The organism is uncultured Gimesia sp. (assembly GCF_963976445.1).
GTDB lineage: Bacteria > Planctomycetota > Planctomycetia > Planctomycetales > Planctomycetaceae > Gimesia.
Map to the genome: position 1 here is coordinate 110,031 of NZ_CAXBKP010000013.1, position 18,248 is coordinate 128,278.

General features: G+C 50.0%; 8 protein-coding genes. 4 read left to right on the plus strand and 4 right to left on the minus strand.

What is annotated here, in order from left to right; all coding sequences use genetic code 11:
- Nucleotides 1-8 precede the first annotated feature (8 nt).
- From AAC022_RS15670 to AAC022_RS15680, 3 genes are read left to right on the plus strand one after another with little or no spacing between them, the layout of a single operon-like run.
- Entirely contained in the window at nt 9-758 is a 750-nt protein-coding gene (locus tag AAC022_RS15670; protein ID WP_339732417.1) for a DUF4129 domain-containing protein, read from the plus strand.
- Nucleotides 730-1,965, plus strand: coding sequence for a DUF4350 domain-containing protein (locus AAC022_RS15675; RefSeq protein WP_339732419.1), 1,236 nt, complete (start codon nt 730-732; stop codon nt 1,963-1,965). The genes AAC022_RS15670 and AAC022_RS15675 overlap by 29 nt, the downstream gene beginning before the upstream one ends.
- A 17-nt stretch (nt 1,966-1,982) precedes the next feature.
- Entirely contained in the window at nt 1,983-2,339 is a 357-nt protein-coding gene (locus AAC022_RS15680) for a Rieske (2Fe-2S) protein (protein WP_339732421.1), read from the plus strand.
- Here AAC022_RS15680 and AAC022_RS15685 read toward each other — a convergent pair.
- The 3 genes from AAC022_RS15685 to AAC022_RS15695 all read right to left on the minus strand — a co-directional run bounded on the left by AAC022_RS15685 (nt 2,330) and on the right by AAC022_RS15695 (nt 14,738).
- Nucleotides 2,330-3,013, minus strand: coding sequence for a metal-dependent hydrolase (locus AAC022_RS15685; protein WP_339732423.1), 684 nt, complete (start codon nt 3,011-3,013; stop codon nt 2,330-2,332). The genes AAC022_RS15680 and AAC022_RS15685 overlap by 10 nt on opposite strands.
- A 76-nt stretch (nt 3,014-3,089) precedes the next feature.
- Nucleotides 3,090-11,135, minus strand: coding sequence for a hypothetical protein (locus AAC022_RS15690; protein WP_339732425.1), 8,046 nt, complete (start codon nt 11,133-11,135; stop codon nt 3,090-3,092).
- An 84-nt stretch (nt 11,136-11,219) separates the two neighbouring features.
- A complete protein-coding gene (locus AAC022_RS15695) occupies nt 11,220-14,738 on the minus strand; it encodes a hypothetical protein (RefSeq protein WP_339732427.1) in 3,519 nt (1,172 codons plus the stop codon).
- Between the two features lie 455 nt (nt 14,739-15,193).
- Between AAC022_RS15695 and AAC022_RS15700 the strand changes: the two genes are divergently transcribed.
- Nucleotides 15,194-16,597, plus strand: coding sequence for a hypothetical protein (locus AAC022_RS15700; RefSeq protein ID WP_339732429.1), 1,404 nt, complete (start codon nt 15,194-15,196; stop codon nt 16,595-16,597).
- Nucleotides 16,598-16,625: 28 nt separating this feature from the next.
- Here AAC022_RS15700 and AAC022_RS15705 read toward each other — a convergent pair whose 3' ends face one another.
- Nucleotides 16,626-18,104, minus strand: coding sequence for a TolC family protein (locus tag AAC022_RS15705; RefSeq protein ID WP_339732431.1), 1,479 nt, complete (start codon nt 18,102-18,104; stop codon nt 16,626-16,628).
- Nucleotides 18,105-18,248 lie beyond the last annotated feature (144 nt).

Below are 18,248 nucleotides of genomic sequence, written 5' to 3' on the forward strand. Positions count from 1 at the left end.
GAAGTCACATGCTGTTTGTAACTGCCTGTCTGTCGCTGATCACAGCGACCGCATTTTCACAAACGACCGAGAACGACTCGATTGATCTGTCTTCACCCGATCAGGTAATGATCGAACAGGATACAAAACAAATCCTGAACCGCCCGGAGTTTCGTCACCTGACACGGGAGCGACAAATTTCCGGCGATGCCCCCTTTGATCTAAAGGATCTACTCAAAGATCAGGACCCGGCAGAACCCCCTCAGGTCCCCCAGTTTTTGGCCGGAATTGCCGGCTCTGTCATTCTGTTCTTGTCTTATACCGCCGTCATCTGTGCCTGCGGTTTGATTCTGTATTTACTCTACCGAGCCCTGACCGGTTATAAGTACTCGCGTAAAATAAAAGACGAGTCCGACAGCCGGCACTTACAGGGAGAAGTCACATTCGAACAGATTGTTTCACCGGCTGAACGCGAGGTCTCAATCTACCTGGAACGCGCAAAAACCATTGCTCAGACCGGTGACTATCACAATGCAATCATTCAATTGATCTATGGCTCAATGAGCTTTATTGAACGCGCCGGCTGGATTCGTTTTCGAAAAGGCTTAACCTATCGCGATTACCTCCGTGCCGCGCGGCCACACGGTTTGCCCGGCGATTCATTTCGCCAGATCATTCGCACCTATGAACCGCTGGGGTTCGGACGTCGCGAAGCCACCAGAGAACACTTTGAAAGTACGCTCCAATATTATGAATCAGCCTTCCAGAAAAAAGCGTGAACGCAGAAACGCCGGCTGGGTCTGGCTGTTTTTTCTGTGTCTCTTACTACCGCTCCACCTCTGGTTTCCAGAGTTGGGAACCGGCGCGATGGACGATTCCTATAGTTCGTCTGCCAGTGGCAAAAAAGCGTTTTACCTGTTGCTCGAAACGGAAACATTTGGCGCGGAACGAAACCGTGTTCCATTAAACGTATTGATTCAATCACTGGATTATGATGAAACACTTTGTCTCCTGGGGCCGGCCCGGTATCCCAGTCCACTCGAATGGGCATCGCTACTTGCCTGGGTGGAAGAAGGAGGCCGCCTGGTCATAGCTGCGAATCACGAGCATCCGGAATTTGAAATCGTACCGTTAGATATCAGAGTCAGCTACCTCGATGAAACCGAGCGTGAGAATATCCCGCGTGCGAAATCTGAAAAAATGAATGAAGCGCGGCTTTCATTCTCACAAAACGAGGTACACGGCCTGCTGGAAAGTCAGGCCACGACCGTCTTTTCTGATGCCCCTTCCATTATCTGGGAGACCAACGCACAGGTCGAATCCCCAACCGGAGAGACACTCATTTCGGCGGGAGAAACAAAACAAGCAGTAAAGCTGCGACACGGCATTGGTGAGATTGTCGTCGCCGCTTCGTCTGAACTCTTTTCCAATCAATCCATGGTTGATGGTGGGAGCGTTCCCGCGTATCGATTGATTGAAGCCGCGGGAGCAGCCGACTATGTGGTTGTTGATGAAGCATTGAATGCCTCGGGGACCTCAAAAGTAGTCGCTTTATTAATCGACCCGACTTTCAGGCCTTTAACCATTCAACTGTTGATTACCCTGTTAATCTTTGGCTGGTGGCGGAGTACCCGATTTGGCCCGATCCTTTCCTCTCATATTCTCCCCCGGCACAACATCGTTTCTCACACAGACAATGTCGGGAATCTGCACTATAAAAAAGGGAATGGACGGTTTTTGCTCTACGCATATGTCAAACAGTTATTTACTCAATTGCATCTCAGGAACTTTCGGGGAGAAGAGCATCGTGTGATTGATCCCATCGCCCGACGGATGAAAAAAGATCCGCAACAAATTAAATCGTTCCTGAAACAGGCAGCCAAACATACCAAATCAGAAAAAATCGATCGTCATCAAATGGGCGATCTAATCCGTCAGCTATCGGAAATTCGTCAAGCAGCCCAACCCGGACATTCTAAAGATTAAACTACGAAAGCGTTTTTGTGATCACATACCATACGATTGCCAAGGTGGGAGAAATTCCTGAAGGGGAAGGACGTGCGTTTCATATTGAAGGACTGATGATTGCCGTTTTTCTGAAACAGGGAGTGTATACCGCCATCAACGATTTCTGCCCGCACCAGGGAGCGCCGCTCTCGACAGGATACGTCGATGATGAAGGCGCTGTCACCTGTCCCTGGCATGCCTGGCGTTTCTGCATCAAAGATGGCACCTGGCTCGATAATCCCAAAGCCAAGCTGCACGTTCCTGTGTATCCGCTTCGTATTGAAGGAGACGAGATCCAGGTCGGTCTCGAACTCCCTGCAGAAGAAACCGAATCGAGCGAGCCTCAGAGCTGACAGGACTCGCCCGGCTCCAACACGATAGGATCTGCCTCTGTCCTCGCTCGGATTTGTTCTGCCCACGCGGCGGCGTCCTGCTCAATCAACGGCCAGGTATTATAGTGCATCGGCATCACCCGTTTGGGAGCAATCATCTTTGTCGCCCGGACAGAGTCTTCCGGCCCCATCGTGAAATTATCACCAATGGGTAAGATTGCCAGATCCACCCCTTCTTCACCGATCAAAGTCATGTCGTAAAACAGGCCCGTATCTGCGGCGAAGTAAATCGTTCCGTCGTTTAATTTCAACAGAATCCCGCAAGGACTGCCCCCGTTACTTCCATCCGGCAGCATGGAACCATGATGGGCAATCGTGAGTTTGACCGTTCCAAATTCGTATTCATGCGCGCCGCCAATATGCTGTGGATGCACGTTTTCGATGCCCTGCTTACCCATCCAGTCGATGATTTCAAAATTAGCAATCACCAGGGCATTCGTGTGTTTAGCAATATCGACTGTATCCCCAACATGGTCGCCGTGACCATGGCTGACGATAATCACATCTGCGGAAGCTTCATTCGCAGAGATCGTGGCACTAGGATTCCCAGTCAGAAACGGGTCCAGGAGAATCGTTTTACCGGCGGTTTCAATTTGGTAGGTAGAATGTCCCAGCCAGGTGATCTTCGTTGCCATGATAGCCTCTGAGGATTGGAGGAAGAAGTTAACTTGAAAATGACGCCTGCAAGATACTACAGAATGACAATGGATTTCAAGCTGCTTGCTTCACATACAGATAAGCCAGAAAAATGGCACCGACAATGAAACAACAAATCGCTAGCCCGGCAATCATTCCCGAAAGCAATAACCAGCCTGTTAAACCAACCAGCGTCAGGAGCATCCCCAGTCCTTTCTGGGCCAAAGCGGATTGCAGATTACGGGACACGCACCAGATCAAACCGAGCATAATCAGGGCCCAGCTAACCGTCCAAAGCAGCGCTCCGCCAAACTCATAGGTGTTTTCCGGTCGCACGCTTAATGCCAATTTGGGTTGACCATTGATTTTGGTAAACACCAACTTGTGACCATGCAACGGAATATCAAAGTTCAGCGAAATGCCCCCCGCTTGAGTCCAAGCGGTTTGTTGTCCTTGACTGGCAACCTCTCCATCCACAATGACTGAATCTACTGGAGTAGAGAATGTTCCAGAAGCACGATTACGGATTGTGTGTGATTTAAGACTGGCTGGTCCTCCAAGAGGAATATTAGGAACTTGCGTTGGCATATCTGTTCCGAGAGCCTCTTGTTTTGAACGATTTCGTTTAAATTCGGGTCTATAATTATCTCTCGGGGGCATCAGAGGTAGTTTTTCAGAACTAATACGATCATTGAAAGTGATTGTGGGGGCAGCATTCGGCATTGTTGCCTGCTGTTGCATTTCCACTTGAGACTGAATCTGTTCGTTCGCATTCAGGAAGCTTTGTTTTCTTCTCAGAGCGCGGCTGTCAGCAGCTTGGGGCTGAACGCCTTTTCGCTTTTGGCCCACCTTTTTATCAGACTCTTTGCTGTAAAAGAACCCTTTCAGTTGAGACTTCGAATCTGGTACGGTGCGAACTGTGCCTGACTGCGGTTTGGCGGGGCTGTTTCGACTCTCTTGTTGATACGCAGGACGATTCGCGTCGAATAACGTCGCACTGTTACCGATGACGAGCTGGTTAAATGTCTCTTCTGAATCAAAGTCCGCCACGCCATTCTTACTCTTATCTCCGGAGTAGCTGAGTAGTTTCTTCTGTTGTGACTGGCGTTGTTTCTCTCTCTGTTGAATCTCACCGATCTGTTGTTTGATCCGTTGTCCCTGCTGTCCAGAATTCAGGGTCGAATTTTGATCTAGTTCGAGTTCTAGCTTTTTCAGATTATCAACGACCCGGCTGCGAATACGATCACTTTTGCTGCCGCTATAAACTGAATACAAGTTCTCGACATCTTTGGCCATACTCGTCACCGAAACGTCATCAGTAGTCATATAACTTTTCAACGAATCGACCGGCGTTAGAACCGGCGTCATATTCGTGCGTGGATCATCCAGCAGTGCGGTCGCTGTAAATTCATCAGGAACATAAACTGACCACTTCGTTTGCGCAACGGGAATTCCATATTCTGGATCTTCAGCGGGAACCACAATTTGCGGCGGCTGTAAATCAATTGTCGCTGACTGCCAACGAAAGGCTCCTTGAGGCAAGGGGGCAGGTAACCGGCCTGAGAGAATCAAATTCACTGAGAACGAGAGGTCCGCCGCACTGGCTTTCGGCAGTGCCAGTAGATAAATCGCAGAGTCTGTTTCTGTTTGTTTCGCATCCCCTTTTAACAATACGGGAGCCGTCGGTACCCCTTTCACGAATGCGCTCAATACCTGTGTATTTTCAGGAAGTCGCACGGCCAGAAACTGTCGCGAACGATTTCGGATTCGATAGTCGGCATGGGTCTTCCAGCTTCCATCATGGGCCAGGACCGTCGTGAGTTCTGCCATGTTGACGGCGGCCGCAGCGCCCTGATCGGCTTGAAACTGTTGAATCTGATACAGCGGCGGTTTGCCGTTGGGGATGATCCGCGCCAATTCCATCGCCTGATTCGCCAGGGAGTCATTGATGACTAAAGGTACTTCCTGACGATCAACCGAAATCAGACTGTCTTGATTCATTAAAGACAGGCGGGCCCACGAGTGATTAACCAGCATCAGAAAATGCTGTTGTGTTTCCAGTTCGGTTGTCTGTGGATCTACTTTGGCACTGGTATCCATAACACGAACCTGCGGAATTTCAATTTGACCGGAAGCCGGAGGGGATAATGTCGCATCAGCGGTGATGAAGTAAGCCCCTTCGACTGAATCTTGTAAGTAAATGGTCCATTGTACGACAGAGCCGCCGATCACGCGTTTATCCACCTGGCGGATCGCTGTGCCGCGAAAATCAAGATGCTCGCCTAACCAGGCGGGAGTGGTGAACGACAAGACGCTCGTCGCAGCCCCCTGAATCGACCAGCGAATCGCTACCGTATGACTCACCGAAACATTGCCCACCGTGGTCATCACCAGGGAATTCGCTGTAATGCCCGGCTGCGCCGGAGTCAGTGCCAGTTTAATCCACTCAGGCAACTCCGCCGTCGAACGAAATGCGAATTGTGGCAGACGGCTTTGTTGTGCTTTCAGTTCGGCTGATAAATCAGTGGCGGAAATCGAACGCCAGTCTTTTAATTCCGGTGCGCGGGCCACTAAAGATTCATCACACCAGATCGCAAGATCGCTGCGAACGGACGACACTTCGAGCGGCGTGGGCATCATGACTTCCGCTTCCGCTTGATTTGCATCGCGAGGAATGACCCCTTCAAACACAATTTCTACCTGATTGGTTTTCAATTCTTTAAATTCAAAAACCAACACTCGCATATCATCGGCATTCTGCTCGATAATATACCAGTCATCCAGACCTTCGGCGTTGACGTTTAGTACCAGATAATCTTCCGGCAGTTCCATCACAAATGTGGATTCGGGAATTCCCTTCAACTGATATCGAATCCGGCTGGAAAGACTCGTCTTTCGCGGGGAAACTAACACCGCATGCTCTGCAATCGCCTGTTTTTCCGGTTGCCGTCGCGAAACGGAAAATCGCAACGTCAAAGGCCGCCGAGAAAATCGATAAGCCCACTGTGGATTCAGCTTCTGTCCGGCAATGTTGACTATCGGGGAAGACGTTGCCGGATTTCGAAATTGCCCGGTATCAATCTGGATCGCTCCTGCGATTTCAGCTGGACGAACCTGAAACTGAGACTCGGCATACACGCCCACCGTCCCCGTTTCATTGGTGATCTCTTCGGGCACAACTTGAGGCAGATTAACGGCCCGCGCTTGTTTACCAATTGACAAGGGTTGGAAGGCGACCACGTTGACTGTCGTTGTCTCTTTTACATCACGTCTTAAAAAGATCTTGATGCGGCGTGCTTCACCGGTGCCGACAATCTCCCAGCCCCCTATATCAGGGCCAGTGATCGATTGAATCCGTAAATCTTCTGAGATCTTCAGACTGGCCTGATTGATTTGCCCCTGTCGGATGCGGTATTGATGTGTGCTCTGCAGTTCCATGCCGGCATCTTGAATGATCGTCGCCTGTGTTGACTGACAATGCACGATTCCCTGAATCGCGCCGCGTTCTTCTGCCGGTCTCCAGGCGATTTGAATCTCGCCCCCCTGATCCACGGGAAGTTCAAGCGTTGCTTTCTCGCCAGCGGTCTGCTTACGATAAGAGGCTTTGGTTCCGGTCACACTCAGCTGGGAGTCCTTATTCGGAAGTTCCAGCGTCAATCGCCCGCTGGCAACGGGCTTTAAATCGATACGAAAGCTGCCTGCGGGACCCGTCTGCTGCGCGGGGAGATCAAATTCGAGGTCCAGTAAATGCAGGCCTGGTTCCGAAATTACGAGTGAATAAAAATGTTCGGTCGCCTTTTTTTGTTTAATGGATGGATGCGCCAACAACATGGCCGACTTTCCATCTAAGAGCGCACTGCTGATCGCCGTGGCTCCTAATGGTAAAGGCAGTGTGACCGGCTGTTTGCCAATGGTGTGAATCACCAGACGGCCCGTCACATGCACGACAGCCTGCCCGGCTTCTGCGCCTGGTTTGATTTGGGCAGCATACAGCGCCTGACTGACGGCTCCCACAGATGTGGCTGCCTGATCCACTGGCTGTTCGGGATGCGCGGCATTCCAGAGTTTTTTGAATTCTTCACGTGACAGAAAGATTCGTTGTGAACTTAACGGGTCCGTACCCGCTTCATAAGGAACGACTAGATTCTGAGGCGATCGTGGACTGACAACTGGTTTCTGCTGTGCAACACTCACTGCAGGGTCACTCATCAACGTTCCCAGTAGAATCAATGATGCAGTGGTGGCCTTCGTTTTGTCTACTCGACTCAGTAATTCTTTCATCTCAGATCGAAGCTGCCGCACAAGCCAGTCTAATCCCCAGAAGCAGACGGCTAGGATGGTCCCGGTAAAGATGCCATCCAGAATCTCTTGAGACCAGACCGGGAACAGAGCGCTGCAGGCAACTGGCACCAGAATTCCAACGATGCTGACGAGCAGTTTTCGCAAGCAGGAAATCCCCCGCAACAGCCAACATAGCCAGAGAACGCCTGCGATGACCGTCAGATAAATTCGCTGACTCCGCTGTCGCTGTAGTAAGGAAACGGTCAGCGCCAAAGGTTTTTGCTGCGGTTCCCCATAATATTGAAATGCCAGCGACCGAAATCCTTCGGGTTCGGGTAGCGGTGCCTCAACCGACAACCGTCCCCCCAATGCTCTGGCAGGTATGGGTGTTGCTGGTTCAGCACCAGCGGCCATTCCTTGGAATACCGTTTCGCCGGATTTTGTATTGGAAGAAAAGGGATTATCCTGCTGTGATTTTTCAAAGACCGCCCCTCCTTCAATTCGCCGTTTGGATTTTGTAATTAACTTCCTATTAGCAAGATCTTCTGGGCCGACAAGTAAAGGGGATTCTACAGTTCCTGCATTTTTAGCGGAAGGCTTTGGCGCCGACTCAGGCTCTACAAATTCTCGCAATTGCGGCGTCGCCTGTCTGTTACTCGTTGGCTCGAGAGACTTACCAGGCACCGCGCTCATATCTCTATAGCTGAGCTCGTTTCGTGACGGCAAAGGTTGGACGGCTTCATGCGACAGCTGGACTGCGGGCAGCATTAAAGCAAATAGCACGCAGAGAATAATAAATCCGGCAATCAGTGAGACGGCAGACGAGATGCCTCTTTTGCGAAATGAGTACGCACCAATGGCAATGATCGCGGCAACAAAACAGACACAAATGACTCTCCAGATAATATCGCCCAGAGAAAGCACCGCGAGATGCTGACGCAGATATTCAATCATCCCCGGTCGCATTAAAGGTTGATCCGGCACAAAGTCTCCCGAACTTTCAGTAATTAACAGTTCATTGGGATATAGAATCGTCCAGGACTGGTTCAGGATTATCAAAGGCTGAATCTTGCCGGTACCATCGATGACTGCCAACTGTGGTGGCGTTTGTGAAAACTGTTTCGCTTCATGAACCGGCGCGCGGTTCGCATCATACAATAATTTCAACGTGTGGCTGCCGTCAGACTGTGTGTCGGACGAAATCGGAACGATAAACGCCTCGCCGGTGTTGCGGACTTCCACCGGAGTCCCATTCACCAGCGCAGACAGTAATTCGCCTTGATCGGGCAAGACGACCTGCAGAGATTGAATCCCCACCGCGGAAAAGGAGAGCAGCACTTCATTCTGCACTTCGCCGGCATGTCCCAGCACACTTTTGAGACTCAACTGTTGTGCGATTGCTGTGGGAACCGCTGTCTGATCAAAGCGGGTCGCTTCCGCTTGAATCTCGTGTCCGACTCCGACAAATCGGTAAGCGGCCACGATTCGTTCGCGTGGTTGATAAGCAATTGGCATCGGTAATTCGGCGGCATCAATGGCGGTTAGCGATTGACCTCGCAAGCCGGTCGCTTGAATTTTCAAACGCTGATCCCCTTCTGCTTCAAATGCCACCTCGCCATACTGGCGATCGGCGGACATGATCTGCAATTGAGGAATCTTGACGACTTCTCCCTTTTTTCGAGGCTGTTCGACCGTCACCACCAGGATCTGTTTTCCACTTAAACGTCGATCCATTTTCAATGTCCAGACGCGGACACCGTTTTGCGGTTCATCAGCCACCTGTTCAATAATCTTGCCAGCCGTTTTGATCAGGCGGAATTGTAAGTCTGTTCCTACGCTTTCCGGGAGCGCCACCATTAAGGAGCGATAACTGCCTCGCTCTACATTTAGTGTCGCTTCAAAATGTGAAAACAGAGTCGTCGGATCGAGGCGTACATATTGCAAATGATGGGCCGCTAACTGTAATGGCTTGCGTGACACCGTTAGACTGCCCGCATAATTATTATCCTGATACTGATACCCAAACCGCATATTGGGAATGCGTTCCTGCATCGGTTCCAGATTTGTTAAACTGCTGGGAACCAGATCCCAGTCTTTATCCGCATTAATGACCAATGAACCTTCGAGGATTTTCGCCTGTGGTAATTCAATTTTAGGCAGTTCGAGCAACAGACTGTCCGCATCCGGGGGCCAGTTTTCCAAGTCGCGATGTGCAATGACGACGACCTTGGCTTCAGTATTAGCGGGTAGTGCTTTGGAGAAAGGCAGTCGAATTAATTTGATGCCTGCTTCTCGTGACGATTCTTTCCAGACGACAGGCTGGTTTTGCAGTGTTGCTCCCAGAATGGTCCACTCGGCGGGAACTTTCATCTGAAACTCAAACAGCGGTGCAAACAAACTTTCCACTGTTGTGACGAGCTGCAAATCCATCCCCTGTTCATTGATGTTGACCACGGTCGAAGCCGCCATCTGAACTTCAGAGCGTTTTTCCTGAGTCATCAGTGTGATGTTAAATTTCTGCTGCCAGAAATCAAAATCCAGACCGGGATTCTTCAAACTACGTTCGGGAGAACCTTTACGCGTGATCGGCTGTGCCAGTTCTTTGCGTCTGACGTTATTGGTTCGTTCCACCTGCAGCCGCACACCCAGTGGATAGCGAATCAATACAGAACCGACATGCGAGTTGACCTTTTCGATTGTGAGATCGGGGACTTTCCAAGACTTCTCTGTTTCGGTTGTCATCACGCCACGGCAGATAATCTGTCGTTCCCCTTCGATAGGCTGCCGATAATTCAGGGTAATTTCAGTCCGACTTCGATCCTGCATACTGTCATTCAGCACCCACGATTCCAGGCCCGTCGATTCTACACTGACAATTTCCAGAGACTGAGGCACGCTGAGAACGATTCGATCCAGCGCCTGACCATAAATATTGAGTGCGGTTTGTGCCTGCCAGGCTACTTTCCCCGGATTCACTGAAACGCCAATGCCACTGCGGGCAAAGATCAGGGAATCATTGGTCTGTTCGCGAGCCTGCTCGGTGATCTTTAAACTGACGCGGGCTTCACCGCCGATAGGAAATTCATAAACGCCTTTCTGCCCATCTGGGGTAGACGATTTCACTTTAAGATCGTTGACAACCAGATGCTGGCTGGCGGGGATTTCCATCTTGAGGCTACTGGCGACTTGAGGCAGTAGCTGGAATTGCGAGACCTGATCGCTGCCTACGGAATTGAGTGCCGCCGACATTTGCAATTTCAATTGGTGTTCACCTGGCCGTTGATTGAACAACTGAAGAACCTGAGTTTTCCCTGACGAACGTGCAATCATCGCCGGTTTTTGATCGACGGTCGCCGATTCAATTGCCAGTCCATTCAAGGGGAGATTGATCACAGTCAATTTCTGCTGGAACTGGCGAAATGAAATGGTTGCTTCGATTATTAGCTGATGGTCAACCACTTTTGCCTGATAGTCGGCTGCATAAATAATGGCATTCGTCTGAGGAAGTTCCACGCCGCCCGCGATTGTCTCAGCCTGTTTTTTCAATGCTTCATACTGTTTCCGCGGCAATAGCACACCACTGCGATCGCGGGTGAGTAATGCATCCAATTGATCGACGGGAAGATAAACCGCGGTCTTCGGCCATTTCTTCGGGGCAGGCATCGAAGCACTTTTTTTTGTAGCCGGTTTCTCTGCCAGTGTCATCTGCTGAAAGAAGAGTGTCAGGCAGAAGCAGCAGCTCAGTATCGAGAACAGCCACAAGGGTATGCTGTTTCGATGAACCAGGAGACGCCCGTTGTTTCTTCCAGACACGGCTCGATTTATTTTATTCTGAATCATGGCGAACCTCATTGAAGTTTGTCGCTCACTGTAAGTCTCTAAATCATTTCACAAAACATTGTCGCTGCCTGAGCTCTCGATCGGCTATTTTTTGTCCGAGGGATCACCCAGGAAGTCATCAAAAATTCCCGGCGGTGGAATCACTGCCGCTGTTGAGCCCTCATTGTTGGCTTTGGAATCGAGTGAACCGGACAGTCTATGGGATGACATTCCATTACGGAGTCCTGAGAATGCATAGATAAGCCACAGCCCGAGCATGGTAAGAATTCCAAAACGTGCGGTGTAGATACCGTTCAAAACAATATTGGCATTCGTTAACGAGAACATCGCTAGAATGAAGACCAGAAAGATCAGCAGGGTCAGCTTATTCTGCCAGCATCGTTTTCGCATTACCCAGGCAATCAGCACCAGAGCGCCGCTCAAGATCCAGGAGTAAAAGGAGAGTTTCCACCACGAAACACTGATTTCATTACTGTCGCCTAATCGCGTATATAAAAACGCACGGCCCTCCGTCGGGAAATCGACAAGAGAACCACCGGACTTTCCGATCCAGGAATCAAAGTCATTGCCAGAAGCCCGTCGGCCACCACGTTTGGGAATGATCCCGGCGAGATAGGGTTGGTGCTCAGGTTCAAATTCGTCAGACACGCTCACCAGAGTATATTTCTCCGGAACCCAGATGGCAGTTCTCAATTGTTGAACGACCACGTTTTCTGCCTGAGTTCCACCAAAGCGGGGTAAGGGAAGCGTTAAATTGCCACCCGGTGAATCGGTAATTCGGGGAACCGATTTCGTAAATAACAGGCTGATCAGAAATGTCTGATCGGAAGCCTGGTCACGGGCGACATTCACAAAGTAGGTTGACCAGCCTTTTTCGCTCTGGCTCTGTTCATCTTTTTCCAATGGGACCGGCTGGCCGGCGACTGTCACGCTTAAAGGCTCCATGCCTTCTGGTAACGCCACTTTCAATTGCTGCCGTTCGCTGGATTTCATTAAGTAGCGGCAACGATACGTCGACCGCCCTTCCTTGCTCACGACCACCTCGACCAACGATTTCAAAATGATCGTCTCAACGACTTCCTGAATTTTGTGTCGCGTGGAAGCCAGTTCAAGAGTGACAGGCTGAGTGAAGTAGCGATACGCCAGAAATCCGTCTTGGGGTAATAGCTTCAACTCGCGAATGTCAATCGGATCGAGTTGCTCATCGAGCTGAGAGGTCGAGACAGAAAGTGTTTTTGATTTCTGAATCGAAATTTCCCCGTAGACGCGGGACAGCGGAACATCGCGAGAGCGTTTATTGTTATCCGATTTTTCCAGCCCCAGTACTTTCACAGGCTGTAAACGAATTTTCTGCAGCGCGACTTCCCCCGACTCATCTTCGGGTTTTTCTTTCTTTTTCTTAGCTGCTTTCTCTGTCGCTGCAGCGGCGTCACCATCTTCTGGAGGCTTGGTTACGGATGCTAACAGACCTGGTGTAATGTCATACCGTACTTCCAGGACATAAGGGCCTTGCACATTGCGTTGCGTGGTCACCGTCCAGATCACCCAACCGTCAACGGCTTGTTCAGAACGGCTTTTCTGCTTGATCGAAGGTGCGGGAGCCGCGGATAAAGAACGAATCTGAATCAGATCGGCAATCACTTCCGGCACAGCAAACCGAAACGTATCAATGCCGGCATACTGCACCTGATAGGAAATTTGACTTGTGACTTCGGCAATCTGCTCTTTGACATCAACGCTGGTAGAGACGTCTGCGACAAGTCGGGTGGGCTTGATTCGAATCTGCACCGGAATATCCACTGGTCGTCGATTGTAATCCCACACTGAAGCCAGTGCCATATTTCCAGAATTCCTTATTCTGGCATTCGTGGCAGGCTGTGCGCCAACAACATCGGGGTTATTGATAATCAGTTCCATTGACTCTGGTGCATAAATGGCAACTTTGCCAGTTTCCCGTTCAACACTGGTCGGTTCCAGTAACGGAATGTTGATTTTTGATTCCTGTTCCCCTTGGGGGAAATCCTGATGAGCGCGGATATGTAGTTTCAGCTTTCCCTGAAACTTTTGCAGTAATGAAATGGTTAACAGCCGTGATTGCTTATCAAAATTGTATTCTTTTAACCCCATCGCATTGACCGAGTCGATTAGCAGTGGCTTGGGAACTTTCAATTGGAATGAAAAAATACCTGCCCGCTGAATATCGTAGTCGAGCTGCGCCCCCAGTCTGATTTCATCTTCGCCGAAATAACACTCGGTCATTTGATTGACAAAGATCCGAGGTTCAAGCGGCTGCACACTAATTTGTAACTTTGCTGATGGATTGAAGAATCGATAATAAACGGCATTGGTTCTCTGAATACTTGCCGGTATGCCCGTCGCTTCACTGCGGGTGACGCCTTCCATACTCGTGACAGAAAATGTCATGCTTTCACCAGGATCAATGGCGATCTGGCCGCTTTCCCGAATGACGTCCAGTGCATGAATTCCGTGCGTAGCGGAATCGGTCAAACCGAGAATCTCAAATGGTTCTTCCGGAATCTCTTTTTCCGTATGCACCTGAATTACAGCACCATCTTGCAGCTTGTTGAGGAATTCGACCGAGATCACTTGCCGATCAGCGGCCTTTTCCACCTTCCAGCTTTTGATTTTGGCGTTCGGAGAAGAGAGATCCAGAATGCGGTCGTTCAGTGGCACAGCGATCCGTGCCCCCTGCATATCGCCCCGCAGGACGTCGTACTTTAATGACGTCTGCGTATGAACCAGGCCATCACGAATTGAAACCAGCGTCGAGTTGTCAACACTGGCGAGTAAATCCATTTCCGGTTTTGTGCTTTCACGGGGATACCAGAGCACACTGATTTGATCCGTGGCTCCCAACGTAGATTTGATAAGGGTTGCTTTGGGGGGAGACGTCGCAGGCAGTCGGACCAGTTGCGGAGTGATTTTTACTGCCTGGTCGGCTTCCGGAATAGTTAATTCCAGCGTGGTAATTCCTACCGTCGGACAGACAAATTGAAAACTGCGCCCTTCGGGAGAGTTTTTCACACGCGTCAGCAATTCGATCTGGACCTGATGCGCGCCTTTCTCCGAGAGCAACAGCGAGTAGCTCCCATTACCGGTTCCGCGTAGAAAGACTTTGGACTTCGCCGAACTCACTTTTCCAATCGCCGCATCACCGAAACGCAGAGGGACTTCAACCCAGGGATCGCCCATGACTTGAATCGTCAGCTCACATTGAATGCGGACCACATTTTCTTCAACGGTTCCCTTATAAGCAGCGCTGGTGACAACCGCTTTCACGGGAAACTGAATTCCCCCATCCTTGCCCAGACCCGCCGACTCTGACCAGAGTTTTAAATACTCCAGATAAGGCATAAAAATGGTCGCGTCCGATTTATCGAACACATCCTTGATATTTTTGAAAGGGACATAGATCAGGCGATCCCAGTCATCCTGTTTTTCCTCTGATTTCTCATTCTTGCTTGCGGCCGGCTTGTCTGCTTCGACCGTTGATTGTGCTAACGAGAAACGAGGCCCCACCATCAAGGCGCAAGCTACTATCCCAAACAGAATAAATCGAGGTGTGAATCTCAGGTATCGCATATCACCCACCTTTTGTACATTATTCGATCTCCTGTCCTTTTGTGAAAAGAGACAACAAACAGGGCGATCGCGTAAAAAGCGTCAAATTCAGAGTTTATAGAAGACAGTATAGTTTTTTTCGCGTATTGACTGGAAGATTGGACGTAAGTGAGACGAGTGAAATTGCGAAAAAAACGAAAATTTCTTTGAATCGAATACAGAGAATTAGGCGGCCTGATTTCACTTGCCCAGTAAGAAGACGATTGACGACGGGTTCTCGAACTGAGAAAGCAGGGGGAATTCAGTCTGCCGTTGAATAGAGCAACTCTCTTTTTAAACCTCTCACATCCCAAGACGCTCCCCGCGTTTCTTACTTGCTTCCGATCCCCAACCCGTTTAAGTTAAAGTTGTTACTACCAGATCCTGTCTGTCCTATTGGATCTTTTTCCCGGTTCTGATTCAGGAAGCCCGCCTGCATGTCTCATTTCAGTTTCAAACGACTTTCCTTTCTTCAATTGATCGTTCTATCCGGAATCTGTTTTGTAACAGGCCCCCATCAATGTCTGTCAGCAGGCGAGCTGAAAATTGTCACCTTCAATGCCGACGTGACCCCTGAACTGGGAGTTCCTGTCGCCTATGCTCCCGCCAGGAAAATTGTCACGCCACTCTATGCAAGGGGTATTGTCCTTTTGTCCGACGAGCGACCGGTTGTCTTGTGTGCGGTCGATGCGATCGGAATTGGAAATGCGGGCTATGATACCTGGCGTCAGGAATTGGCCGAGGCTGCAAATACGACCGCAGATCGAGTCGCCGTGCATTCACTGCACCAGCATGATGCGCCGCGATTCGACTTCGCCACCGGGAAACTGATGGAAGAACAGGGACTTGCAGGCAAAAATTATGACAATGCGTACAATCAAGAATGTATTCAGAAAGTCGCAGATGCCATCATTCAGGGTTTGAAAGCCCCTCAAACGGTAACGCACCTGGGGATTGGCAAAGCAAAAGTGGAAAAAGTCGCGTCGAATCGGCGTCTTTTGGGCGGAGATGGCAAAGTACGTTTGATGCGATGGAGCAAATCGAAGTCTCCAGAGGCGATCAAGGCTCCGGAAGGAGTCATCGATCCTGTGTTGCGTTCGCTCTGCTTCTGGAATCAGGATCACCCGGTCGCAGTCTTAAACTACTATGCCACACATCCTCAAAGTTATTATGGAAAAGGCGATGTCAATTATGAATTTGTTGGCATGGCGCGGGAGGCCAGAAATAAAGCACTACCGGGTACACTCAATGTTTATTTCAACGGTGCAGCGGGCAATATCGCAGCCGGGAAGTATAATGATGGCTCTACTAAAATGCGTCCGATATTGGCCGGGCGTGTCGAACAGGCAATGCAGCACGCATTTGAACATCAAAATAAAACAGAAGTCACTTCCGCCGACCTGAGCTGGAAAACCGAAATGACCGCCTTGCCTGTCGCTTCCCATCTGGATCCGGAAAAATTATTGGCAACGGTCAAAGATGAAACAAAGACTCCGAAAGAGCGCGCCTCAGCCGCGTTTCGACTGGTCTGGTATCGGAGAGCCGCCGCCGGGCATCAGATCCCGATTACCTGCCTGCATTTGAAATCAGCGTCCATTCTGCATCTTCCGGGAGAGTTGTTTATTGAATACCAATTGAAAGCGCAGGAATTTGCGCCCAAGCGAACCGTCTGCATGGCTGCCTACGGCGATTATGGTCCCGGTTATATTTGCACGGAGATCGCTTATTCACAGGGAGGATATGAGTCGAGTCCCGGAGCAAGTCTGGTGGCTCCGGAAGTCGAATCAGTCCTGATGAAGGTGATCCAAAACCTGGTCACCTCCGCACCAGAGAACCCTTAAAATGATCATCCTCTAGAATCAGGCACGTTTATTGACCATTCAACGCCTGTCCGCGTTGGCTGGTACCACCGGCACCCTGGCTGATATCAGGCACATCATTCAATCCACCCGAGAGCAGCAGACCAGAAATCTGGATCTCTGCTTGCCGCAATGCGATGAGTGAAGTGACATAGGACTGCGTCGTTTCAAAGAACGTACGACGTGCTGTCAGCACGCGCAGAAATTCGAATTCTCCCTGACGGTATCCTTCATTGGTCAGATCCAGATTTTCTTTCGCGGAAGGCAGAATGTCTTTTTGGTATTTTTCGACCTGCTGTGCGGCCTGCTGATGATTTTGATACGTGGTTGCCAGTCGATCCCGTAACATCAGTTCGATCCGTTCGACATCATTCAAAGCACGATGATAGTCTGATGATGCAAGATTAATATTCCCTTCATTCCGATTGAAGATCGGCAAAAATACGCCAACCTGTGCATTCACGATTTCACTCCCTGTCTGAAAATCGTGTCCGATGCCAACCTGCGTCTGAAAGTTTGGTTTCGCTTGTACCTGCTGTCGTTCGATTTGAGACTGTGCTCGCTGAACGCGATAGTAGGCAGCCTGCAGTTCCGGACTGTTAGAAATTAACGCATGATAAACCGTGTCCCAATCAGAAACAGGTGCGACTTGCTGTTTCAGATCTCCTGCTAAACGCCCCCGTTCCAAATGGGGAGTTCCTACGACACTCACCATTCGCTTCCACGCTGCTTCATGTGCCAGGACTGCATTCTGGTGCACAATCTGTACTTCGTTCAATTGGATTTTCGATTGCAAAATATCTGCCCGGCTTGCCTGTTGTGCTTCAAACAGCTGCTGACTGACTTTTAATCCATCTTCTGCAATCTGGAGTAATTCATTCGCCAGTTCAATTCGTCGCTGCGCACCTAAGGTCTCGAAATAGCGGGAACGGACATCATTCTCGACACGCATCCGCTGGGCTTCATATTGCCACGATCGTTCCTGTACGTCTTTTTCGGCCACCAGTTCATTGAGCCGAAGTTTATCCGCAGTCACAAAGGTCTGGGCGATATAAGCGCCTTGCCGACCGGCTGTGCCACCATCGCCAATTTCATCGCCAAAATAGCCCACGATGGGATTCGGCCGTTTTCCGACCTGTGTTTGAATGCCGCAGGCTTTTCCCACAACGGCAGATGCTTGAGACAGGGTGGGATTATATTGACTCGCCAACCCTTCCAGCTCAGCCAGTGAATACGTTTTCTTTCCCGAATTCCAAGCCGCACTCTGTTTATCTGAGGGGGCGGGAGGCACTAATGCTTCCTTGAGCGAGACACGTGTGATCAGAGAGGAGTGATCCTGACTGTTGGATTCAGGCACGTTCGAGTCTGCCAGTTCCAGCACGGGAATTTCTTCTTGAAATTCATCTGCACGACTTTCAACGATTGTTTTCCGAGCAGAGGGTGTTGTAGCAAGCGACTTTCGGGCATCCGGTTTTTGCGTTTCGGACACCGTATATTGTTCAAAATGGGAACAGCCAGATAGGAAGCACAACAAACAGAGGATGGAAAAAAAGGAAGCGATAAAATCCACAAAGGTATATCGTTTTAGTTGGGCATGATTGCTCAACAGGCGAGAAGCAGATTGAATAGGAGT

What these genes read in the sequence shown, in the direction of transcription:
- AAC022_RS15670 (WP_339732417.1), top strand. Translation starts at nt 9, where the DNA reads ATGCTGTTTGTAACTGCCTGTCTGTCGCTGATCACAGCGACCGCATTT.
- AAC022_RS15675 (WP_339732419.1), top strand. Translation starts at nt 730, where the DNA reads ATGAATCAGCCTTCCAGAAAAAAGCGTGAACGCAGAAACGCCGGCTGG.
- AAC022_RS15685 (WP_339732423.1), bottom strand. Translation starts at nt 3,013, where the DNA reads ATGGCAACGAAGATCACCTGGCTGGGACATTCTACCTACCAAATTGAA.
- AAC022_RS15690 (WP_339732425.1), bottom strand. Translation starts at nt 11,135, where the DNA reads ATGATTCAGAATAAAATAAATCGAGCCGTGTCTGGAAGAAACAACGGG.
- AAC022_RS15695 (WP_339732427.1), bottom strand. Translation starts at nt 14,738, where the DNA reads ATGCGATACCTGAGATTCACACCTCGATTTATTCTGTTTGGGATAGTA.
- AAC022_RS15700 (WP_339732429.1), top strand. Translation starts at nt 15,194, where the DNA reads ATGTCTCATTTCAGTTTCAAACGACTTTCCTTTCTTCAATTGATCGTT.